General features: G+C 72.0%; 28 protein-coding genes. 26 read left to right on the plus strand and 2 right to left on the minus strand.

Features of this window, described 5'->3' with window-relative positions; translation table 11 throughout:
• Positions 1-27 precede the first annotated feature (27 nt).
• Together ACWERV_RS23150 and ACWERV_RS23155 are read right to left on the minus strand one after the other, a co-directional pair.
• A complete protein-coding gene (locus ACWERV_RS23150) occupies positions 28-738 on the minus strand; it encodes an AAA family ATPase (RefSeq protein ID WP_452936046.1) in 711 nt (236 codons plus the stop codon).
• A complete protein-coding gene (locus ACWERV_RS23155) occupies positions 735-1,493 on the minus strand; it encodes a GntR family transcriptional regulator (protein ID WP_452936049.1) in 759 nt (252 codons plus the stop codon). Before ACWERV_RS23155 ends, ACWERV_RS23150 begins: the two co-directional genes overlap by 4 nt.
• A gap of 330 nt (positions 1,494-1,823) precedes the next feature.
• On the opposite strand from ACWERV_RS23155, the gene ACWERV_RS23160 reads away from it, so the two are divergent.
• From ACWERV_RS23160 to ACWERV_RS23285, 26 genes are all read left to right on the plus strand, one after another.
• Positions 1,824-2,393 (plus strand): hypothetical protein, encoded by a 570-nt coding sequence (locus ACWERV_RS23160; RefSeq protein ID WP_452936052.1) that lies wholly within the window; start codon positions 1,824-1,826, stop codon positions 2,391-2,393.
• Positions 2,394-2,511: 118 nt separating this feature from the next.
• Positions 2,512-2,697, plus strand: coding sequence for a hypothetical protein (locus tag ACWERV_RS23165; protein ID WP_452936054.1), 186 nt, complete (start codon positions 2,512-2,514; stop codon positions 2,695-2,697).
• Between the two features lie 89 nt (positions 2,698-2,786).
• Positions 2,787-3,356 carry a hypothetical protein gene (locus ACWERV_RS23170; RefSeq protein WP_452936056.1) on the plus strand — a complete coding sequence of 190 codons (570 nt, stop codon included), beginning with the start codon at positions 2,787-2,789 and terminating at the stop codon, positions 3,354-3,356.
• A gap of 175 nt (positions 3,357-3,531) precedes the next feature.
• On the plus strand, positions 3,532-3,891 hold the full coding sequence (locus ACWERV_RS23175; protein ID WP_452936059.1) for a hypothetical protein: 360 nt from the start codon (positions 3,532-3,534) through the stop codon (positions 3,889-3,891).
• Between the two features lie 369 nt (positions 3,892-4,260).
• Positions 4,261-4,467 (plus strand): DUF5999 family protein, encoded by a 207-nt coding sequence (locus ACWERV_RS23180; protein WP_452936140.1) that lies wholly within the window; start codon positions 4,261-4,263, stop codon positions 4,465-4,467.
• Between the two features lie 332 nt (positions 4,468-4,799).
• Entirely contained in the window at positions 4,800-6,509 is a 1,710-nt protein-coding gene (locus ACWERV_RS23185) for a DUF2637 domain-containing protein (RefSeq protein ID WP_452936062.1), read from the plus strand.
• A 127-nt stretch (positions 6,510-6,636) separates the two neighbouring features.
• Positions 6,637-7,116: a hypothetical protein gene (locus ACWERV_RS23190; RefSeq protein ID WP_452936064.1), complete on the plus strand. Its 480-nt coding sequence runs from the start codon at positions 6,637-6,639 to the stop codon at positions 7,114-7,116.
• A complete protein-coding gene (locus ACWERV_RS23195) occupies positions 7,113-7,421 on the plus strand; it encodes a hypothetical protein (protein ID WP_452936066.1) in 309 nt (102 codons plus the stop codon). The genes ACWERV_RS23190 and ACWERV_RS23195 overlap by 4 nt, the downstream gene beginning before the upstream one ends.
• 544 nt (positions 7,422-7,965) lie before the next feature.
• Positions 7,966-9,654: an ATP/GTP-binding protein gene (locus tag ACWERV_RS23200; protein WP_452936069.1), complete on the plus strand. Its 1,689-nt coding sequence runs from the start codon at positions 7,966-7,968 to the stop codon at positions 9,652-9,654.
• 17 nt (positions 9,655-9,671) lie between these two features.
• Entirely contained in the window at positions 9,672-10,085 is a 414-nt protein-coding gene (locus tag ACWERV_RS23205) for a conjugal transfer protein TraB (protein ID WP_452936072.1), read from the plus strand.
• A gap of 84 nt (positions 10,086-10,169) precedes the next feature.
• Positions 10,170-12,311 (plus strand): chromosome segregation protein ParM, encoded by a 2,142-nt coding sequence (locus ACWERV_RS23210; protein ID WP_452936075.1) that lies wholly within the window; start codon positions 10,170-10,172, stop codon positions 12,309-12,311.
• Between the two features lie 84 nt (positions 12,312-12,395).
• Positions 12,396-12,584 carry a hypothetical protein gene (locus ACWERV_RS23215; RefSeq protein ID WP_452936079.1) on the plus strand — a complete coding sequence of 63 codons (189 nt, stop codon included), beginning with the start codon at positions 12,396-12,398 and terminating at the stop codon, positions 12,582-12,584.
• A gap of 70 nt (positions 12,585-12,654) precedes the next feature.
• Positions 12,655-12,828 carry a hypothetical protein gene (locus ACWERV_RS23220; RefSeq protein WP_452936082.1) on the plus strand — a complete coding sequence of 58 codons (174 nt, stop codon included), beginning with the start codon at positions 12,655-12,657 and terminating at the stop codon, positions 12,826-12,828.
• A 139-nt stretch (positions 12,829-12,967) separates the two neighbouring features.
• Positions 12,968-13,465 carry a hypothetical protein gene (locus ACWERV_RS23225; protein ID WP_452936085.1) on the plus strand — a complete coding sequence of 166 codons (498 nt, stop codon included), beginning with the start codon at positions 12,968-12,970 and terminating at the stop codon, positions 13,463-13,465.
• A 169-nt stretch (positions 13,466-13,634) separates the two neighbouring features.
• Positions 13,635-14,405, plus strand: coding sequence for a hypothetical protein (locus tag ACWERV_RS23230; protein ID WP_452936088.1), 771 nt, complete (start codon positions 13,635-13,637; stop codon positions 14,403-14,405).
• 271 nt (positions 14,406-14,676) lie between these two features.
• Complete coding sequence (locus tag ACWERV_RS23235) at positions 14,677-15,126, plus strand: RRQRL motif-containing zinc-binding protein (RefSeq protein WP_452936090.1); 450 nt, start codon at positions 14,677-14,679, stop codon at positions 15,124-15,126.
• Between the two features lie 27 nt (positions 15,127-15,153).
• Complete coding sequence (locus ACWERV_RS23240; protein ID WP_452936093.1) at positions 15,154-15,417, plus strand: hypothetical protein; 264 nt, start codon at positions 15,154-15,156, stop codon at positions 15,415-15,417.
• Between the two features lie 231 nt (positions 15,418-15,648).
• A complete protein-coding gene (locus ACWERV_RS23245) occupies positions 15,649-16,155 on the plus strand; it encodes a hypothetical protein (RefSeq protein ID WP_452936096.1) in 507 nt (168 codons plus the stop codon).
• On the plus strand, positions 16,152-16,502 hold the full coding sequence (locus tag ACWERV_RS23250) for a hypothetical protein (protein WP_452936098.1): 351 nt from the start codon (positions 16,152-16,154) through the stop codon (positions 16,500-16,502). The genes ACWERV_RS23245 and ACWERV_RS23250 overlap by 4 nt, the downstream gene beginning before the upstream one ends.
• A gap of 86 nt (positions 16,503-16,588) precedes the next feature.
• Complete coding sequence (locus ACWERV_RS23255; protein WP_452936101.1) at positions 16,589-16,861, plus strand: hypothetical protein; 273 nt, start codon at positions 16,589-16,591, stop codon at positions 16,859-16,861.
• A 268-nt stretch (positions 16,862-17,129) separates the two neighbouring features.
• Positions 17,130-17,771: a hypothetical protein gene (locus tag ACWERV_RS23260; protein ID WP_452936104.1), complete on the plus strand. Its 642-nt coding sequence runs from the start codon at positions 17,130-17,132 to the stop codon at positions 17,769-17,771.
• Positions 17,772-17,826: 55 nt separating this feature from the next.
• Positions 17,827-17,988, plus strand: coding sequence for a hypothetical protein (locus tag ACWERV_RS23265; RefSeq protein ID WP_452936107.1), 162 nt, complete (start codon positions 17,827-17,829; stop codon positions 17,986-17,988).
• Between the two features lie 40 nt (positions 17,989-18,028).
• Entirely contained in the window at positions 18,029-18,982 is a 954-nt protein-coding gene (locus ACWERV_RS23270) for an AAA family ATPase (protein WP_452936110.1), read from the plus strand.
• On the plus strand, positions 18,979-19,233 hold the full coding sequence (locus tag ACWERV_RS23275) for a hypothetical protein (protein ID WP_452936112.1): 255 nt from the start codon (positions 18,979-18,981) through the stop codon (positions 19,231-19,233). Before ACWERV_RS23270 ends, ACWERV_RS23275 begins: the two co-directional genes overlap by 4 nt.
• Before the next feature lie 436 nt (positions 19,234-19,669).
• Positions 19,670-20,080 (plus strand): NUDIX domain-containing protein, encoded by a 411-nt coding sequence (locus ACWERV_RS23280; protein WP_452936115.1) that lies wholly within the window; start codon positions 19,670-19,672, stop codon positions 20,078-20,080.
• Between the two features lie 110 nt (positions 20,081-20,190).
• Positions 20,191-20,490 carry a hypothetical protein gene (locus tag ACWERV_RS23285; RefSeq protein ID WP_452936117.1) on the plus strand — a complete coding sequence of 100 codons (300 nt, stop codon included), beginning with the start codon at positions 20,191-20,193 and terminating at the stop codon, positions 20,488-20,490.
• Positions 20,491-20,561 lie beyond the last annotated feature (71 nt).

Below are 20,561 nucleotides of genomic sequence, written 5' to 3' on the forward strand. Positions count from 1 at the left end.
CCGGGAGTTGCGGGCGGGAGGTAGCAGTCAATGCGGGCCACCATCCCCGGAAGAGCGGGCGCGACGGAGAGCCGCCAACACGTGCTCTGGGTTGCCGTCGTAGACGATGTGCGGTTCATCGTCGGCCGGCGGGGCGAATCGGCCCGCGTGACGAAGCAGGTCTTCCTCGCTGAACTCGATGCTGTTCGCGTCGATCAAGGACTGCTCGTTGCGCTTCTGGATCCTCGCCCAACGCACCTCGTGCGGCACCGGCAGGTAGATGAGGACGGGGTCGCCGCCGGCTTCCAGCGCGGTCGCTGCCCAGTGCGCCCGCTCTTCCCGAGTCCAGAACCCATGGTCGACGACGGTGTCGCGTCCGGCCACCAGGAGCTGCTGGAGCTCGAGGGCGATGTCCTTGAGTACCGGTGCCTCCCTGACCAGGAACTCACCGCGTGGAAAGTCCCTGCCGTAGTGGCCGTGGCGACGGAAGACCTCCTCGTCAGGGCAGAGGCGCTGAAAGCCGGCTTCCTGCAGCGCGCGGGCGAGGGTCGTTTTGCCAGCGCCCTGGAGCCCGGACATGAGGACTGCGCGGGGCGCGGGGTTCGGTCGGCCAGACAGAGCGGCGGAGATGCTCGTGATCTCGGATCGTCCTTCCAGGGACAGTGTGTCGGCGTTCTCCTCGCGCAGGAGCTCACCGAGGCGACGCTCAAGGCAGTTGACCAGGGTGTCGTCCAGCAGCGCAGCACGAGGCGTGGTCACTGGACGGCTTCCGAGGTCGTCTTACGGGTGCGGCCCGGAGCACCCAGGTCCACGCCGTACTCGAGCAGCTCGCCGTCGGCATCCAGGAAGCGTGCGGTCAGCACCAGGATCGCCGCCACGGTGTCGGCCTCTAGCTCCAGGAGCTCGAGGTCCTGTGGCGTCGCGATGCGGGCCGCTTCTTCATCAATGCGCTTTACGGCCTGGCGTCCCGTGGTGCGAGCGATCAGGTCCAGGGAAAGGCCGCCCTTGAGACGCGCGCTTCGTGCCAGTTCGGGCACGACACGGGCGAATTCCGCCGGGATCCACGACGTCGAGTGGGAGACGATCCCGTGATCATCACGGTAGACCCGACTGCGGCGGATCACGTCGTCACCAGGCGAAATGCTGAGCACGTGCGCGACGTCCTCAGGAGCCGCGACTATGCCGGCTGTGTGGCCGGACGACTTCTCCCCTGCGCCCCAGGACGACTGCGTCTTGCTGCTCCGGTCGTGGCGCTCCGCTCCGGAGGTCAGGGAGATGGGGCGCGCCAGTACCTCGGTGCCGACGCCGGGAATGCCCCGCACCAGCTTCTCTTCACGCAGCAGCCGCATCGCACGGTCAGCGGTCGCGGTGCTGACATCCCACTCGGTCGCCAGCGCCTTGATGCTGGGCAGGAGGTCACCCGGCGACAACGCCCCGGAGCTGATCTGGCCACGGTAGTGGCCCGCGATGCGTGCGTACGGCGGCCGATTGTCGGCTCGGGGTGGCCCGGACATGTGCCTTCGCCTCCTTCGACTCTCACTAGGTGCCTCACTATACCGCTTGACACCTGAGGGTACCTGAGGCAACCTGATGTATGTAAGACCTCGGTGATCCCGACGGAGCGCTGAGTGAGCGACACCGCAAGACGCAGGAAGTCCGTCCGCTCTGTAAAGAGGCGGCCGGGGTTGATGGCTCCACCAAATCCCCCGGGTTCTCGACTTCCTGCTGCACCTCGCAGCGCTATGCGCTGTCTGTCCGCCACGGCGCCGGGGTCACCCGCGGCCTGGCGGGCGGAGAGAGCACCGCGACGCAGCCCCTCCCCTTTCGCACCTGAGGAGATCCCCATGTCCATCACCGCCGCGATGCCCACCGCCAAGGAACGTCCCCGCCGGACCCGTACGAAGCGGGTCAGCACCCTCCCCGCCATCAAGCTCTCCCAGCTCCCGCCGTCGCACATCGACCTCCGCGACCCCCTCAAGGCCGTCGTGGTCTGCGAGGACTGCAAGACGTGGGTGCCTGTGACCGGCATGCAGAGCAAGGTGCAGAAGCTGGTCCCGCACCACACCGGCGAGGCCGGCGTCGCCGCCGCGATCCACTGCCGGAGCAGCAACCGCCGTGTCGAGTTCGACATGACGATCCCCGAGTGGCACCAGGCGCTGACCGACGCGGTCAAGGACGCCTCCAGCCGCCGGGCCACCGCGGTGCTGCCCAAGGCGTTCAGCCTGCAGACCGACCGGACCCTGCGCGCCCGCGCCGAGCGCACGCCGGCCGGGCGCGTGGCTGAGTGGAACGCAGTGCTTCCCCGTGTGGCCGACGCCGACGCGAAGCGCCAGACGTTCCCCGCCGGCGACGTCCCCGCGGAAGGCCCCTCGGTTCCGCTGGACACGCTTCACCCTCAGCGGCCCGCGCGCTGACCCTTCCACCCGGACGAACGACCACGGCCCCGGCCGCCCGCGTTACGACGGGCGGCCGGGGCCGTGGCTGCTCGTACGACAGCCACACCCACATCGCACCAGCCAGGAGGCTCCAAAGGTGCAGAACGTCACGACCGCTACCCCGACGGACCGCTCCGGCACCGTGCGCCGCCTCGTCTCGGCGGAGGACGACCCGCTGTTCGACGCGGACCACGCGCGGTGTCCCTCGGGCACCGCGCGCCGCGCGTCGATCACGGTCGCGCAGGTGGAGGAGATCGCCCGCCGGGCGGTGCGCAGCACCTGACCACAATTCACGAACGCGACGACGGCCCCCGGGGCGCAATCCCGGAGGCCGTCTGCGGTCGCGTTGAACCCCTACGAAAGGACACGACGTTGAGTACCAGCGTAGCCATCACCGTGGCCGGGCGAGTCGGAACCGAGCCCGCGGCCGTCCAGGAGCAGCGGCTGCCGCAGCTCCTGGACGCTACCCTCGCCGGCGCCCTGTGCGCGTCGACGGCCCCGGGCATCCCGGCCGCCGCCGACTGGTACCGGGGCGATGACGAGCCGGCGGTCGAGTGGGAGTTCCGCCGCAAGGATTTGCTGTCAGTGTGCGAGGCTTGTCCGGTACGAGCGGCCTGCGAGGAGTCCGCGCTGCGGCAGGGCGAGGGCAGCCAGCGCCGGTACGAGGACATGGTGCGCGGCGGCCGGACCGGCCCGGAGCTGTACCAGGCGCGCCAGGACCAGGCCGGCCGTCTGGCCGTGGCCCGTACGGAGGACGCGCGCGCCGCGCGCGAGGAGAAGGAACTGCACCGCCTCACGGTTCAGCTGCGGCTGCTCACGCTGAAGCACCGCGACTCCCGCTCCGACTCCCACGTCAGCAGCAAGATCCGCGAGACGGCCCGCGAGCTGCGGGCGATCCGCGCCGCGCGCCGCTCCCGCTCCGGCTGGAGCAACGCGGCCTGAGCCCAGCCCACCCATCGGATCCCTGCACCGACCGTCGCCCCCATCCTCCCGGCCTGCCCAGGCGCGGGGATGGTGGCGGCGGGGGCCGCAGGGCCCACACGACGAAGGCCCCCGGTAGCCGCCGGGGGCCTTCACCAGTCGCCTCCCCATCCACTCCTGAACAAGGGATTCGACCTTGAACACGATCGTACCGGCGGCGATGGCCGCCGCCCCCGGAGTACCGCACACCAGCACGCTGCACGCCCGCCGCCTGGCCGTCGTCGCCGGGATCCTGGAGGACATCGAGCGCGAAGACAACGAGCGCGGCTACGAAGACGCCGAGGACACCGCGTTCTGGTCCATCGTCGGCGCCACCCGGAACGACGCCTGCCCCATCTGCGGCCTGTGGTCCTGCAGCCGGGCCGGCTGCGTCGGCGGGCAGACCGCTCGGCAGCTGGCCCCGGTCGGGGCGTCCGGCCAGTGCAGCGTCTGCTCCGGCCGGTTCGACGACTGGAACGGCGGCGTCTGCGACGCCTGCCGGGCGTTGGGCCGCTGATGCCGGACTGGACCCTCAACGGCGACTACAGCCACGAGCCCGAGCCGACCCCGCCGCCCGAGCAGCCGGCCCCTCACAGCGAGTCGCCCGGCTCGGGCGAGTAGCCCTTCTCCCGTCAGGATGCCCTCCCTGTCTCACATAGCCCGCGCCCGCGCCGTGCAGTACCGCGCGGCGCGGGCCCTCGCCGCGCTCGGACCCGCGCACCCGGCCGTCCGCGCCCTGCTGCTCGCCGCATCCGCTGCGGCGAGCAGGGCGTGGGAGGCCGGCCACCGGGTGACCGAACTGCACCTCCCCCTCGCACCGCCGCGCCGTCCGTCTCGGCCTGCGCCACACACCCGATCGTCTGAGGAGTCATCCATGACCAGCTCCTTGTGCACGCACACGCCGACCTGTCCGACCGCCGACAGCCCGGACCGGGAGGCCGCCCAGACCGTGGCCGACCACCCCGAGCAGGGCTGGAGTCTGCTGTGCAACTCCGTCCTGGTGTTCGAGGACACCGGTGAGCTGCTCCCCGACGGGCAGATCATCGCCCCGCACCGCCCGGTCGGCGGTGACCAGTTCACCGCCGCCGCCTGATCCGGTCTGCCAGTTGCCTGATCCGCCCGACGCCCGCCCGCTGAACCCCGGCGGCCGTGCGTCGGGCGGTGAAGGGGAGCCGGACAGCCCGTGCTTCGCGCCCACCGGGCGGGAGCCTTCCCCAGTTTCGAGCCCGCCTCCCAGCGCTTCGCGAGACCGGCCGCCCGACTCCCGGGCGGCCGGTCTTCTGGTGCGCCCGGCGGGTGGAGCTGGTGCCCGTTTCGCAGACAACCGCGCCCTGCGGCCGCCCTTTCGGGACCGCACCCACCGCGTTTCGAGAGCACTGTTCGCAGTTTCGACCACGCCCTGAACGACCCCCTCCGGAGGCACCCATGACGATCACCGAAGTGCCGCAGAGCGCGGTACCCGACACCCCCGTTTCGATCCCATCGCCCACCGCTTCGGCCCCGCCGGGGCCGGTTTCGCACGGACACGCGCCGGTTTCGGGGACGGAAAGCGGAACCGGCGCCAAGTCTTCCCCGCGCAAGCTGACCAGCTCCCAGAAGCGGGCGGCGGTGGGAATCGCGGCCGCCGCGCTCGCCCTGGCCGGCATCGGCTTGTACCTGTCCTTCGGCAGCGTCGCGGACTTCGCCTTTCACCAGCTGCGATTCCACTCGCTGCTGCGGGGCCGGCTGTTCTCCGTCGGCGTCGACGTCGGCATCATGGTGATGATCGCGATCGACCTGCTGATGGCCTGGCTCAAGCAGCCCGTCGCCTGGATCCGCTACCCGGTGTGGCTGCTCACCGGCTCCACCGTCGTCCTCAACGCCGCCTCCGGCGCCCCGAAGGGCAAGTGGGAGCTGCTGGACTACGTCGCGGCCGGCGCCCACGGCGTCGTCCCGATCCTGTTCATCACGGTCGTCGAACTCGCCCGCACCGCCATCAACCGGGTGGTGCGCCCCGACGACCGCAAAGAGGAGCGAGACGCGATCCCGCTGGTCCGCTGGCTGCTCGCCTTCACCGCGACCGCGCGGATCTACCGCCGGATGCGGCTGTGGGGCGTCACCTCCTACCCGGAGATGGTCCGCCGCGACCAGGAGCTCATCGCCTACGAGCAGTGGCTCAGGCGCAAGCACGGCGGCGACCTGGGCAAGGCGACCGAGGACGAACTGCTGCCGATGACGATGGCCCCGTACGGCTACACCGTCGCGCAGGCACTGGCGCTGCCTGAGCAGCAGGAACGCGACGCTGAGAAGCGGGCGGAGGAGGCTGAGCAGCGGCGCCTGGACGCGGCCACGCGCCGGGAGATCGCCCAGAAGAAGGCCGAAGCCGACCGGCTGGAGGCGCAAGGGCAGCTCGAGGCCGTCCGCGCCCGGGTGGATGGTGAGACCGGCCAGGCCCAAGCACACGCACGAGCCCAGGTCAGCGCCGCGCAGCGGGCCGCTGAGCTGGAGGAGGCGGCGCTGGAGACGGCCGTCATCGCCGAAGCCCGCGCCCGCCAGTCGGAGGCAGAGCGCAAGGCCGCCCAGGAGCGCGAACTCGAGGCCGAGTCGGACCTGCGTGCGGCCGAGCTGGAGCGCCAGGCGGCGCAGAAGCGGAAGGAGGCCGCGGAGGCCGACCGGGTCGCCGCGACGGAGGCGCAGGCGATCGAGACCCAGGCCATCGCTGAAGCCCGACAGGCCACTGCCGAAGCGAATCGGGTCGCCGCCGAAACCGAGAGGGCCGCTGCCGAAACGCGCCGCCGCGCTGCCGAAGCCGACCGGCTCACGGCGGAGGAGAACGAGCGCCAGGCGCTCGCCGACGCGGGCCTGCAGGAGGCCCGCAAGCGTGAGGCCGAAACCGAACTGGCCGCAGCCGAAGCCCGGCTGGCCGCGGCCGAAATCGAGCGGCGCGCGGTCGAAATCGAGGACGCCGCGAAGCTCACCCCGCGCGAGCGGGCGGTCCGCAAGGTCGCCCGGATGATCCAGGAGCAGATCGACGGACGCCGCGGCGAGGTTCAGCTCGCGGACATCCAGCGCGAGTTGGCGGTGTCCTCCACCGACACCGCCAGCAAGTACCGCCAGGAGGCCTTGGACCTGCTGCGTGAGGGCTACCGCCCCTGAACCATCCCGGCCGGCACCACTAGTGAAGGCCAGTCCAGCCCTCCGTCAAAGGGCTGGCCTGGCCTTCGCTGCGACTGCCGGAAGCAGCCGACAGCACCCACCCAGTACACCAGGAGGAATTCCCGCCGTGAACAGCAACAACGACCCGAATCACGCACCTCTGCGCGACGTGGCGCAGAACCCCGAGGCAACCGCCCGGTACCTGGCCGATGTCCAGCGGGTCCTGCTGGACATCGGCAACAACCTGGAGACCCTCGCCCTGGAGACCCGCGTCCACCTGCGCAAAACGCACGTGGAGGGCGACCGCTGGTACCACGCCAGGCTGCGCGCCAGGCCCGTGGAGAAGGCCCTCGGGGACGTGCTCAAGAGCCTCAAGAACCTCACCGAGGGCCTGGAATCGAGCGCGTACAAGCGCCGCGCCCACGACGAGAACGTGGCGAATACCGCCCACGAAAGGAAGGAAAAGGCGCTGGAAAAGAGCCGTAAGAACGCCCCGCCGATTCCGGCCGCTCCGCCGAACCCGCCGCAACAGGGTGCACCCAGCAAGAATGTGCGCTACAGTTCCCCTACGTCGATTTACGACCTGCCTGACAGGAACTCGGCGTGACCCGCCCCCTCAGCAGTGCCGAACTCGCCGCAGAGCGGCGCCGGAAGTGGCTGAAGGAAGAGGCGGAAAAAGCCCGCGAATCTCGCGGCGAGCTGGGGCAGATGGAATTCTGGCTCCGGCTGGCACGATCCCGGATCGCCAAGGACGTCAAAGCCGGTCGGCGTGATGTCTGGGTCGGATTCGCGATGGTCTGCCAGTTGTTCATCACGGCGCTGGACCAGCGCGTGGCGGGCAACGAGCGGATCTGGGCCGACCTGCTGAAGTACGCGCAGCAGGTCGTGGAGCGGCACCCCCCGCAGCACTGAGCGTCACCAGCGAAGGCCCCGCCGGGCTCCGGCGGGGCCTCGCGCGCGTAAAGCGTGCACACGTGCACGTGCACGCGCGTGCACACAAGAGCCCACCCTGTGTCAACCCCCTGGAGGGAGGTGCACCGTGTCCGACGACCCCGAAGGCGGGCAGGACGGCGGGACCCTGGTCCGCGGCCCCTGGACCGGTGATTCCTCGTACGTGCCACCGCCGATGCTGGATTACAGCGACATTCCCGAGGCCCCGCCGGAATCTCCGGAAGAGACCACGATGGAACTCCCCCGCGTCCCGGCGGCGCCGGACCCGGCAACCGCACTGCGGTCGGAAGGAATTTCGGCACCGGAAATCGAAGAAGTCGGCAGTGAATACGGGGAAAGTGAATACGCCCAGCCCCGTTCATTCGCTGACCGCCTCGGTGACTGGCTGGAGTTCCGACTGCAAAGGGCGCGCGCTCTCCATGAGAGCGAGGGCCCTTTCCGTGAGGCGGAAATAGCGCGGAAGGTCGCGCTGCTGGAGGCCCGCACGGCGCAGGAAACCGCGCTGATGGAGCAGAACGGCAAGTTCCACGCCGCGCTGATGAAAGCGAAAGGTGACAAGGCCGCCGCGCGCGGCAAGGCCGGCGCCGACCGCGCGGCAGCACTCAGTGCGGGTGCGGGGACCGACAAGGGCACCCGCACGAAGTCCGGCGCAGGCGGGGGCGGCACGGGGCCGTCGCGGAACAACTCCGGCGGCACCGGCGGGCGCTCCGGCTCCGGATCACCCGGTGGCGGCACGGGCGGCAGAGGCGGCACGAAGGGCCCAGACCGCCCCTCTGGCGGCCGCAACGCCTCTCCCGCCCCCGACCGGTCGCCCGGGGGCGCCAGGGGCGGTCAGGCAGGCTCTGGCGGCTCCGGGCGGGACAGCGGCGGCGGGCGCAACCCGGCCTCCAGCGCCCGTCAGGAGCGGGCCCGCGGCCGCCAGGAGCGCGCCGGGCTCCGGCAGGCCGGGCGGCAGGAGCGCCGCACCGCCGGTCACGCGGCAGACGTCGCCGACCGCACCAACGACCGCGACCAGACCCGCGCCCACCGGCAGCAGGCGTGGGAGGACCGCAGGGCCAGGCGTTCGGAGCGGGACGCGGCACGGCGGGCCAAGCGCGACGCCGGCGCGGGACGGACCACGCTGGGCCAGGCCATCGCCGAAGAGGCCGAGCGGCGGTTCACCAAGCGTCGCGCGGACGCGCTCGCCGACAAGGACGCCAAGCCCGCCGCTCAGAAGGTGAACCTGACCAAGAACACCAAGCCCAAGGGCAGCAACGCCACCGACCCCACCGACCCTGCGGACGCCGCGGACAAGTCCGGCAGCCCCTCCAACCCTGGAAAGGGCACCCCGGCCTCCGGCGCACCGGGCACTGCGGGAAAGACCGCCGGGAAGCCGTCCGGCGGAACGAAGAAGCGGCGTCGGCGGCGCCGACGCACCACCGGCACCCGCCGCCGGGCCAAGGCGCGCGGCAGGACCGGTCGCACCGGGCGTACCCGCCGCGCCCGGAGCGACCGCGCCAAGGCCTGGAAGGACCCGTTCGGGCCGGAGAACGACGGGCCGACGGTGGAGTGGCTGGGCAGGCCCGCACCGGCGCCCCCGCCCGCCGGTGCGGGCGACGACATCGTCGACGCGGTCATCGTCGACGACGGCGACAGCCGCCGGGCGCCCTCGAGCCCGCCGCCGGTCACCACCGGCGTCCGAGGGCTGCCGCCCGCCCCCGAGCGGTACTTCGCGCGGCCGGGCACCACACGGCCGACCGGCCGACCCCGTACCGAAGGGAGCAGCGTGAGCAGCACGCAGGTCACCAGGCGGTCGCGGCAGGGGCCCCTGGCGGCCCAGCACCGCACGGACATCACGTTCGACGACTACCTGATGGAGATGGCGAACATCGCCATCGGAGCCGCCTCCGACCAGGACAGCGCCGAGACCCTCAGCAAGGCCCTGGACAAGGTCGCCAACGCGCTGCGGGCGATGTCCGCCGACCTGATCGGCGACCACAACATCTCCACGGCCGTCACCGACCTGATCGCCAACCTCGCCGACTGCGCGGACCGGATGAAGACCCAGGCGCAGCGGTGCGCGACCGAGTGCGGGCTGGCTCTGGAGGCCGCCAAGCTCGCGGCCGCGATGGTCGCCCGCGTCTACGGCCAGGACATGGCCGCCAAGGAAGACGCGGGCCTGGCCCACGCGTCGGCAGCCGCTCACCACGACTGACCAGAAGGGAGCACCTGATGCCCGCACTTGTCCCCCGCAACGGCAGCGACGCCGCCGTCAGCGACGACGACAACCACTACAAGGCCGTCCAGGCCAAGCTCGCCGCGCTCAGCCGCGCGCTGGACGATGCCGGCCTCGACCTCGAGACGCTGGTGGTAAGCGTCCAGGCCAACGCCAAGCGCGCCGAGGACGCCGCCCGCGACATCGCCAACGCCGGTCTCGACCCCAAGTTCGTGGAGCTGACGAGCAACGTCTCCGTCGCCCTCGGTGGCGCGGCGGTCCAGGCCCGCAAGCTGCAGGACACCACCACCGAGACCGCCACCGCGGCCCACGAGAGCCGCGCCACCCACTCCAAGCTCTACGGCGCGCTCGACGACATCCGCTCCAACCGGCGCGAGAGGACGCCCAAGCCCGGGTTCTTCGCCCGCTGACGCCCAACCCCACCCACCCCCTTGCCACGGGCGGCCCCGCACTCACGCGGGGCCGCCCGTGCCCGTCTCCCGAAGGAGCAGCTGGTGACCACGCCGCGCAGCGTCGTACTCGAGCGCCTCGCCTACACCCTCGCCGCGCCCGTGCTGGCCGTGGCCCCCAACGCCTACTCCGACAGCCCCGTCAACACCGTCGTGCAGCTGGCCGGCGCCGCCGGGATCGGCGGCTGGATCCTCGCGGCCAAGAGCGATGAGCCCGGAGCCGGACGCAAGATCCTGCGCTGGTCCCCGCTGGTCCTGGCCGCCGCGGTCGACGTCGCCGCCCGGCACACCCCCGGCTTCGGCCCGTACTGGATGGACGCCCTGGCCGCCGCCGCGTGGGCCGGGGCCGGCTACCTGGTGATGCCGTTCTCCCGGCACGCCCGCCGCCGCCACCGCCCCGCCCTGGCCGCTCCCGCCCCCCACCCGGCGCCCGCCACCACCCCGCAGCCGGAGCCGGCCGTGCCGGACGACGGAGCCGACCACCTCACCCGGCAGGTCCGGATGCTGTGGGAGGCCGCCGGGATGCCCGCCCGCACCCACGTCGTCAGCGTCAGCCGGCACCTGTCGATGCGCCACGACCTGACTGTGCTGCTGCGCGCATCCGAGCCCGGACGCCCCATCACCGGCCTCACCGAGGCCGCGGTCGCCGCGGCGTTCGGCGTGCACGCCGACGACGTGCACCTGGCCGACGTCGCCGTGCAGCCCGGCCGCCAAGGCGGGCCCGGCTGGATGGAGGCCCACATCACCCCCGACGCCAACGCCCGCCGCCGCACCGAGCCGACCGACGCCGAGCGCTGGACGGACCGGATCGGCTCCCCCAAGGGCGGCGCCCCCGGCTCCGTGCTGGTCCACACCAGCCGCGACAGCGACCGCGGGGTCACGTTCTACCGGGCGAAGATGGCCGACTCCACCGAGACCCCGCGCGTTGACCTGGCCAAGGTCTGCCGCGGCCTCGGCCTGCCCGAGGACGACTCCTGCGTGTTCGTCCTCATCGACGGGGCCGAGTTCCTGATCAGCGCGTTCGACACGCCGCCGCTGTCCGCGATCTTCCCCGCGACCCGCGAGCTGCTCACTCCGGACGCCAAGGGCATGTTCGTATGCGGGTTCAGCTTCACCGGCCAGCCGGTGAAGAACATGGTGTTCCAGCACGACAAGAACGCCGCGTGCCACGGCATGATCCTCGGAGTCAGCCGGTCGGGTAAGACGCAGTATTTCGCGATCAACATGGCCGCGCAGTCCCTGGCCGGCCAGGTCGTGTGGCTGTCCACGGTCCGAAAAGACGAGAAGACGACCGTGCTCGGCCGGTACATCGACCGGCAGGGCTCGAACGCGCTGTGGATGGCCCGGCAGCTGCGCGCGGCCAAGGCGCTGTGCGAGATCCGGGCGGACATGCCCTGGCCGCACGACGGACAGCCGCACGACTACAAGCCCGGCGACCCGCGCTGCCCCTACGCGCAGCTGAACGTGTACGCGGATGAGTACATGACCGCCGCGCAGGACGCCACGTTCGGCGAATTCATCCAGAAGGACGGCGACGACCTGACCGTCACCGGGCTGAAGTACGGCGTGGGCTTCGACGTCGCCGGGCAGTCGCCGTTCGCGCACAACGGGTTCAGCACGGAGATGAAGGACAACCTGCGGCAGAACAGCAGGCCCGTGATCTTCAACATGGGGTCGCCCGGCGCCACCCGCAAAGCAGCGGAGGGCACCATGGAGAACCCGTACGACGTGCCGACCATCCCGGCCCGCTACTCCCGCACCGAGGGCTCCGCGATCGAACGGGCCATGCGCGGCGAAGCCGACCCCGAGAACGGTGTCAGCACCGGCGGTGTCGCCGTCATCGTCCTCGACAACGGCCGCGCCGTCCTGATGCGGTCGCTGTACGCGGACTTCGACACCGATCTGTCCGAGCTGTTCCCCAGCGAGGTCAACCGGCTCACCGACCACGAGATCAGCGAGCTGGAGAAGCGCGGCCTGTGGTTCGACTGGAACGAGCCCGTGCGGCCCGGCGAGTTCTGGCCCGAGCCCGAAGAGGACGACGGAGACGGGGACGGCCGCTCGCGGCGGCGCGGTGGCGGCGGCGGGAAGGGCGGGGGCGGCAAGCGCGGCCCCGCCGGCGGCGGCTCGCAGAAGGTCGGCTCCGCCCGCGAGGCGCTGGACGCCATCAAGTCCCTGACCGACGCCTGACCAAACCCATCCCAACACACGCTACGCGGGGCCGGCCTCGAGCTGGGCCGGCCCCGTCCCATCCCGAAAGGAGTGCCACTCACCGTGGCCCTGTCGATCTCCGCCGCCGTGCTGCTGGGCATCATCGTCTTCGTGCTGCTCAAGGGCGGCTACGTCCGCGTCGGCTCCGCACTGACCTGCGCGCTGTTCGGCTTCACCCTCGCCGCGACCGGCGCGGCCCCGGCCATCAACACGGCCCTGGCCCCGATCGCCGGAGCGGTCTCCAGCCTCTGACACACCGCCGAACCCGCCCCCCAACCAGCTGTAAAGCGCCGGCATCTGGCGCATGCTCTTGTCGGGCCCCATGACGACCACGGGGAAAGGCACGGGCATGGCACACCTGCACTACACCTGCTGGGACTGCGGCGAGGAAAACGTCCTCCAGGGCCGCGGGTGTGACTGCTGCGACCTGGTCGAAGTCCCCGACGAATGGGACTGCTGGAACTGCGGCGCGCTGAACTACACCCCCGACGACTAGCGCACCCGCCACCACAACGACGCCGAAGGGCGCCGCCGGAAGACGAACCCGACGGCGCCCTTCGGCGTTCCCACCCCCGCGCCCTCCCCGCCATCCGGCCGGGAGGGCGCCTCCGCATCTGCCCCAGATGGAGCCCGCCATGACCTTCGACCCCACCACCTCCCGCCCGCTGTCCGACGCCGAAGCCAAGGCGGAGGCCGAACGGATCATCGCCGCCGCCTACCAGCCGCAGCCGTCCGTCCCGACGTTCTACCGCGACGACAGCCCGCTGCCCCAGTACGGCACCACCCCGCCCGTCCCGCAGGAGGACCGCCGCATCGTGCCCGGGTGGGCGGCCGGCATCGCCGTGGCCTCCATCGGCGCCGGCGCCGGCATCACCGGCGTCGGCTGCGGCGCCTGGCTGGTCCTGCAAGGCCTGGCCTCCGTCACGCTCTACGGCGTGCTGCTGGTGACCCTGCCGTTCGCGGGCGCCGCCATGGTCGCCACCGCCATCCGCGGCGCGATCAACCAGGCCCGCTCCGCGGTCACGAAGAACGTGACCGTCTACGAGGGCCCGGTCACCCAGAACACCGAGATCAACAACACCAGCACGACGCGCGGCATGTTCTTCGCCCGCACCCGCAACGACGTCCACTGACCCTGGGGACGCCCTGCCTCGCATCCGATACCCCGCCCGAGAGGCCCGGGGCCTCGGATGCGGGACAGGCCGCCCCCGGGCGCACCACCAAGCCGACGCACTTCCGGCCCCGGGCTCCCCCGGCCCGCACACCTCACGAACGCCGCATCGACACCCCTGGAGTTGCCCCATGCCCTCCCGCGACAACATCCCCGGACAGCGCCACCCCGAGCCCCGCTACCTCCCCGTGCCTCTGGCGAAGCCGCGGCCCAAGCAGCCCCGCTTCGCCGTGATCCGCAGCCGCTGGACCAGCTCCTGGCGCGACGGCTTCCTGCACGACCGGTGGGAGGACCTGCGCCAAGCCCCGGAACTGGGCTGGCACGGCATGGCGAACTGGCTCAAGGCGTTCCTGGCGGTCGCGGGCGCGTCCGTCGTCGTGCTGCTGTTCAACGGCGCGGTCGACATCGTGTTGAACGCGCTGCACCAGCTGCTGACCGCCGCGCCGCGCGTGCAGGTCGGCACCGACACCTCCCACGGCGTTTTCGCCGTCGTCGACCAGCCGGTCCGCACCTACATCGCGGCCCACTGCACCGGCCTGCAGATCAGCGCCTCCACCGTCTACACGCTCTGGCAGGTCGTCGGCCTGTTCGGGCTGATCGGCGGCGCCTTCCGCTCCACCGGCGCCCGCCTGACGTGGACGGCCTGGGGCGCGGCCAGCATCGCCATGGTCCACGCCGCCGCCCCCACCGGCGGCCGCACGATCGCCACCGGCCTCGCCATCCTCGCCTGGACCGCCGCCTCCGCGCTCGCGCTGCGCGGCCTGAGCCTGCGCCCGGTGCTCTTCACCCACATCCACAACGCCGCGCCCGCGTTCGAACCCCACATCCACCTCCCCACCCCGGCCGCCCCGCTGGCCGACGACGACGCCCCGGACAACGTGCACACCCACCGGATGCACTGACCCGCCGCCCTGCCTGGTCCTCGCCGCTCCACGCGGCGAGGGCCGGACAGGCCGACCGGCCGAACGCACCACCCGCTGAACCTTCACCACACCGCGCCCCGCCGGCACCAGCACGACGCCGGCGGGGCGCGGCGCTGCCCACCGACGTCTGGAGGAGATCGCACGTGCTGATTCCCCGCCCGCGCCGCCGTATCGGCCGGCCCCGCCCGCAGCGTCCCGGCCCCCGCTACCCGCAGCGTCCTCAGCGGCTGCCCGGCGCCTGGGGCGCGTGATGGCCGACCAGGCCCACGGCGTGGTCCTGGTCGACGTCGACGTGCACGACGACGGGACCGACCGCTTCCCGGAGTACGACTGGAACACCGCGCCGAAGCATGCGCTGGCCACCCGCCGCCAGCTGCGCGCGCGAGGCCTGCGCCCAGGCGGACACGACCCGGTCGCGCTGCTGCGCTGCAAGAAGTGCACGGGCCTGACCCGGGATTGCACGCGCAGGGCGTGGCTGTACCGCATCGACCTCGCGCTGCCGATACGGCCGATGACCCTGGCGAAGGAGATCGCCCTCGACCGGGCGATGGAAGCCCGGCAACGGTGTCCGCTCTGCCGCCGGCGCTACTTCCACTGCATCCCTCTCAAGACCTTGGGGTCGTGCCTGGAGTGCGCTGATGGCACCCCGGCCGCGCCCGGCACCTACACCCCGCCCAGCACCCAAGACCTGGCGGCCTGAACCCCGCCCGCCCGCAAGGAGTACCTCGTGTTCCGGATCATCAGCCGCCGTGCCGACGCAGGGATCAACGGCACCATCAACGACCTCGCCGACCGCGCGGACTACTACCGCCGCAGGTGCCTGGACGCCGAAGAGCGCATCGCGAAGGCCCTCGAACTCATCTCCGTGACCCCCCAGGGAGCCGAATCCCTGCGGGACGTGCTCACGCAGACCGCGTTCTGGGAGGGCCTGCCGCAGCAGACCGCAACCGTCGACAACCCGGCTCCTACGAGCGGTTCCGACGTCGTCTGATCCAACTGCTCCAGCGCCCCGTACGGCCCGCCGCACCCGCGGCGGGCCGTATCCCGTTCCCGAACAAGGCCGGCCGCGCACGGCCCGCTCACGCACCAGCTGGCCGCGTGAGCGGGCCCCGACCCGGCGACGCAGGCCGGGACGGGCACCCGCACTCCGGGCGACCGCAGCACCGCCACATCGCCGGCCGCCCGCTCCCCCAACCCCTTCGAGATCAGGAGAGATCCCAGCATGCAGCATCGCCCCGCCGTCTTCGCGGCCCTGCTCTGCCTGACCCGCGCCGCCAGCGCCATCGGCGACTTCTGGGTCCAGAACGACTACTGCGCCCGAGTGAAGGGCGCCTCCGACGACCACCCGGTCACCTTCGAGGACCCCCGCACCCGCGAGAAGACCACGCACAGCACGGTCGACGGCCGCAAGGCGTGCCTCCACCACTGCCTGACCTACACCGCCACCCAGGCTGTCGTGGCCGGAGCCGGAGCCCGCGCGCTCGGCATCCGGGTGCACCCCGCTGCCGCGGCCGCCGCGCTGGCGGTGTCGTTCGGCACCCACTACGCCGTCGACCGCCGGGTCCCGGGCAACGGTTTGCTGGAGAAGGTCGCCGTCAAGACCGGCAAGGGCAACTTCTACCGCCTGGCCGACTTCGGCATGAACGGCGCGTTCCACCTCGACAACTCCTGGCACCACGGATGGGAAACGATTGCTGCCCTCATCGCCACCGCCAGGGCCACCTCGTGACCGGCCGCTCCCGCACCCGCCTGGACCGGGTGCGTGCCTCAGTCGGCATCGCGTCCCTGGCGCTGCAGCAACTCGAGGACGACCTGGCCGCTGACGACGTCGATGCGCCCGAGCTCGCGGCGATCCTGCACGAGATCGTCGAGGACACCGACCCGCCCGGCGGGTTCATCGCCGTCCTCGCGCAGCTGCTCAACGTCGCCGCGCAGCGAGCCGAGCAGGTTGAATTCGACCGCGCCGGCGATGCCTCGTGCCCGCTGCACGAAGCCGCGACCCTGATCATCGACACCGCCGGTCAGCACCTGCTCGGGGCCGCCCGCGCCCTCGATCCGCAACGAGACCCCAGGTGACCCCGCTAGTCACACGACCCTGCCCGAACGCTCTTCCCAAGCACACCTCGCGCCCCAGCAACCGTCGGTCCGAAGGAGGAATAACCGTGTTCCGGATCATCAGCAGCCGCACCAACGCGGGAATCAACGGCACCATCAGCGACCTCGCCGACCGCGCGGACTACTACCGTCGCAGGTGCCTGGACGCCGAAGAGCGGATCGCGGAGGCACTCGAACTCCTCGCTGCGATCCCCCTGAAGACCGAGCACCTGCCTGCCGTGCTCACGCAGACCGCGTTCTGGGAAGGCCTGCCGCGGAAAGCCGCCGTCTCCGCTGACGTCGACAGCCCGGTCACCGCGAACGGATCCGACATCGTCTGACCCCGGTCCTCCGGCTACCTGTACGGCCGCCGCGCACCGCGGCGGTCAGTATCCCGTTCCTGAAGGAGACCGTTCGTGCCCATCCCGAGCCTGCGCTGATCGCGATGGTCGGCGCCGTCGGCTCCGGCAAGCCACCGCGGCAGGGGCGTTCCCGCCTAGCAGGCGGCTGGAGCTGGACACCCAACTCCTGCGGGTCGGCCGCCTGGTCGCCAAACCCGGCCGGCCCGCAGGTCCACCCCCCCCACCAGCAGAAGGAGCACCCCTCATCATGACCACCCACGTCCACCGCGTCGCCCGCGGGCTCGGCGCCTCGCTCACCGAACTGGCCCTCACGAGCATCACCGCGGCCAGCGCCGGACTCGGCGGCTACATCGGCTTCGCCGCCGCCCCCGACTCCTGGGCTACCGGCCGGAGGGCCGCCGTCGCCGGCATCGCGGCGGTCACCTTCGCCGTCGGCCTGGAGGACCTCCTGGACGACGTCGTCACGCCGCTGCGCCGGCTCACCAGCACCCATCCGACCGCCCGGTACGGCACGGAGTCCGTCGCGCCTCCGGCCACCGCGTACGAGGGCCTGGCCCGACTCCGGGAGACGGCCTGCGCCGACTCCGCGCACCGCGCGGCCTTGGACGCCTACCGGATCGACCACGGCCGGGTGCTGCTGACCGACGGCACCCGGTGGCAGGGCTACCCCGACGGCACCGCCGTCTTCTACCTCGCCCCGGGCGCCTACCTGCGCTGCTGGCGCGACAGCAAGACCGACAGCGCCACCCCCAGCGTGGTCTTCACCTTCATCACCGGCCGCTCCGACAACCCCGTCGGCGTCACCGACATCCAGCAGCTCCAGGGCCTCATGGCCGACTACACCGCTCACACCGCCGACCCCGCGGAGACCGGTCTCACGGCGGGCTGACCGCTGACCGGCGCGGCCGTGCGGGCGCACCTGCTCCAGCGCCCGCACCTTCGGCGTGTCCGGCACCGCGATCGTCGTCTCCGCCGACCTGGAGACCTTCCTGGCCCGGCAGACCCATCGGTCGCCGGACAAGCGCCTGCCGAGCCACGTCGCCGCACAGCTCGCCGCAGCGCCCACGACGTGCGGCCGTTACCCGACAACGCCGGGCAGCACCTGATCTGGGCTGCCCGCACCCTCGATCCGCAAGGAGACCCTGGATGACCCCGCTGACCCACCCGACCCTGCCCGATACCTGCCTCCTGGTCCTTATCGGCGCGTCGGGCGCCGGGAAGAGCACTCTGGCCGCCACCTGGCCCGCTTCGCAGGTCCTGAACCTGGACGCGATGCGCGAGGCCGTCAGCGACGACGCGGGCGATCAGGACGCCACCGACGACGCGGTCGCTGCGCTGCACCTGATCCTGGAAGCCCGGATGGCCCGGCGGCGGTTCACCGTCGTCGATGCCACGAACGTCACTGCCTCCTCCAGGCGGCCGCTGGTCGCCGCGGCCAAGAAGCACAACATGCCCGTCGTCGCGGTCATCGTCGCCACCCCGGCCTCGGTGTGCATGGAACGCCAGCGCTCGCGGCCGGCCCACCGCACCGTCCCGGCCGACACGGTCCTGCAGCAGCACAAAGCGATGGTCCACTCGCACCCGCAGCTGAAGGCGGAGGGCTTCAACGAGGTCGTCTACGCCGACAGCCTTCACCGACTGCTGCCCTTCCTGGGGCGGCTGAGCGTGGCCCGCCTCGCCGACCTCGGGCTGGACGGCGGCCACGGCTTGGGCGACCTGCTGCTCGTGAGCCGCATCTTCGGCCCCGAGATCCTGCCGCTGTGGCAGTGGAAGGACGGCTCCGACCTCGCCGGCGGTGACCGCGTCGCGCAGATCCGTCTCGGTCAGCAGTGCCTCATCCTCGCCCTGCGCACCAACGTGGACGGCGAGGGCGACATCGGCTTCGACGTGATGCTGCCGTGCCCGTTCGACGACAAGTGCACCGGCACCGCCTGGGCGCCCGCCGACAACATCACCTGCCTGGCCCAGGCGCTGGACGGCGACCTGGACACCAGCGAGGACATCGTCTGCACCGTCCACAGCGGCTTCGACGACGCCGACCAGGAGGCCGACGTCCATGACGCGGCCGCGGCACACGAGATGCAGGCGGCCGACGCATGACCACCTGGGACCCCGAGGCCCTCCGGCGCGGCCGCTGCGGTGCCGAGCAGACTGCCACCACCGCGGACGACCACCTCAACCTGGTCGGCGCCCACGCCGACGCGCACGCGGTGTGGGACCGCCTCGCCCCCGTAGAACGCGACGGGCTCGTCGCGATCCTGCGCACCGTGCTGGCCGCGCCGGACCTCGCCGTGCAGCTCTTGGTCCTCGCCGACCGGCAGCAGCAACCGGCTGCAGGCGGCGGCGGGTGAGCCGCGCCGCCCCGGGACCGCACCCGCACCCGCTGACCCCGGCCGAACTCCCTGCCGGGGACCAGTGGTGCCACGGCTGCCCGGACTGCCACCTGCCGGTCCAGGGCGGGGCAGCGGGCCTGGCCGCGCACCGCAGTACCGTCCACACACGCGTCGGCGACCCACGGTGGCCCATCACGATTCACCCCGAGTTCTGACCCGGCGCGCCCACGGCGTGACGGACACTCCCTGCCGTCCCGGCCCCTTGGCCCGGTCCGAGCAACACCTGCTGGGTCTGCCACCGGCCCGCCGTCACCGAGTACACCTCGCCCGTCCGTGCGTTGCAGATGCTCGCGCGACTGCGCAGGCCAACGCAGGTGACCCTGCGACCACCGCCACCCTCATCACCGCCCACCAGCGCGCCACGTACGGCGACGCCCGACCTGAAGGAACCGCCATGACCACCACCCGCTACACCGCCGACGTCGTAGCCGTCGACCCCGCCGGCCGGGTACTGCTGATCGAGCGCAGGTGGGAGCCCTTCGCCGGGCACCTGGCCCTGCCCGGCGGACACCGCGACCCCGGCGAGGACAGCCAGGCAGCCGCCATCCGCGAACTCGATGAGGAGACCGGCGTGCGGGTGCACAGGGCCGACCTGACACTGATCGGCACCTACGACGAGCCCGGCCGCGACCCGCGAGGCGACTTCAGCACGGACGCCTTCCTGACCCGTGTCCCCGCCGGCACCGTGGCCGTGGCCGCGGACGACGCCGCGAGTGTGCGGTGGGTCGACCTGGACTCGGTCCTGAGTAGGGACCTCGCGTTCGACCACGCCCGGATTCTCCTCGACGCCAAGAACACGCTCTGACAGCCCCCACCCCGCACGCCCCTCAGGCCCCCGTCCCGCAGCAACCGCTGTGGGACGGGGGCTTTTTGCGTTCCCCGGCGCACGAGCGGCCGTCGCCCTATCCTGCGTGAATGCCGAAGGAGTCTCGTGAAGCCAAGCGGGCCAGGAAGGCCGCAGCGAAGGCAGCCGCGCGCTCCCAGGCCGCCCGCATCGTCACCGGTGAAGTTCCCGACTACCTTGCGCGGCCGTTCTCCCACGCCACGCCGTCTCCCCCCGCCGTGCGGCACAAAGTCGTCCAGACGCTGCCGCCTCCGCCGGTGAAGGCGCTCATCCCACCGTCGAACTCCCCGCTCCAGCCGCGGGAACGGGAGCACTACGCCGACAACGCACCACCGGTTTGGGTGAATGACGCTCGCCCAGGCCAGGCCTGACTCCCCAATTGGGGAGTGATGCCCGCAAGCCAGTCCTGGCAAGGGATCGGGGGTGTGTCAAGATGCGTGTG

The organism is Streptomyces sp. NPDC004031 (genome assembly GCF_053604375.1).

Bases quoted from the DNA above. Each gene is read 5' to 3' on its own strand.
- ACWERV_RS23155 (WP_452936049.1), bottom strand. From the start codon at position 1,493: ATGTCCGGGCCACCCCGAGCCGACAATCGGCCGCCGTACGCACGCATC.
- ACWERV_RS23160 (WP_452936052.1), top strand. From the start codon at position 1,824: ATGTCCATCACCGCCGCGATGCCCACCGCCAAGGAACGTCCCCGCCGG.
- ACWERV_RS23185 (WP_452936062.1), top strand. From the start codon at position 4,800: ATGACGATCACCGAAGTGCCGCAGAGCGCGGTACCCGACACCCCCGTT.
- ACWERV_RS23200 (WP_452936069.1), top strand. From the start codon at position 7,966: ATGGAGCAGAACGGCAAGTTCCACGCCGCGCTGATGAAAGCGAAAGGT.
- ACWERV_RS23205 (WP_452936072.1), top strand. From the start codon at position 9,672: ATGCCCGCACTTGTCCCCCGCAACGGCAGCGACGCCGCCGTCAGCGAC.
- ACWERV_RS23220 (WP_452936082.1), top strand. From the start codon at position 12,655: ATGACGACCACGGGGAAAGGCACGGGCATGGCACACCTGCACTACACC.
- ACWERV_RS23225 (WP_452936085.1), top strand. From the start codon at position 12,968: ATGACCTTCGACCCCACCACCTCCCGCCCGCTGTCCGACGCCGAAGCC.
- ACWERV_RS23230 (WP_452936088.1), top strand. From the start codon at position 13,635: ATGCCCTCCCGCGACAACATCCCCGGACAGCGCCACCCCGAGCCCCGC.
- ACWERV_RS23235 (WP_452936090.1), top strand. From the start codon at position 14,677: ATGGCCGACCAGGCCCACGGCGTGGTCCTGGTCGACGTCGACGTGCAC.
- ACWERV_RS23245 (WP_452936096.1), top strand. From the start codon at position 15,649: ATGCAGCATCGCCCCGCCGTCTTCGCGGCCCTGCTCTGCCTGACCCGC.
- ACWERV_RS23260 (WP_452936104.1), top strand. From the start codon at position 17,130: ATGACCACCCACGTCCACCGCGTCGCCCGCGGGCTCGGCGCCTCGCTC.
- ACWERV_RS23270 (WP_452936110.1), top strand. From the start codon at position 18,029: ATGACCCCGCTGACCCACCCGACCCTGCCCGATACCTGCCTCCTGGTC.
- ACWERV_RS23275 (WP_452936112.1), top strand. From the start codon at position 18,979: ATGACCACCTGGGACCCCGAGGCCCTCCGGCGCGGCCGCTGCGGTGCC.
- ACWERV_RS23280 (WP_452936115.1), top strand. From the start codon at position 19,670: ATGACCACCACCCGCTACACCGCCGACGTCGTAGCCGTCGACCCCGCC.
- ACWERV_RS23285 (WP_452936117.1), top strand. From the start codon at position 20,191: ATGCCGAAGGAGTCTCGTGAAGCCAAGCGGGCCAGGAAGGCCGCAGCG.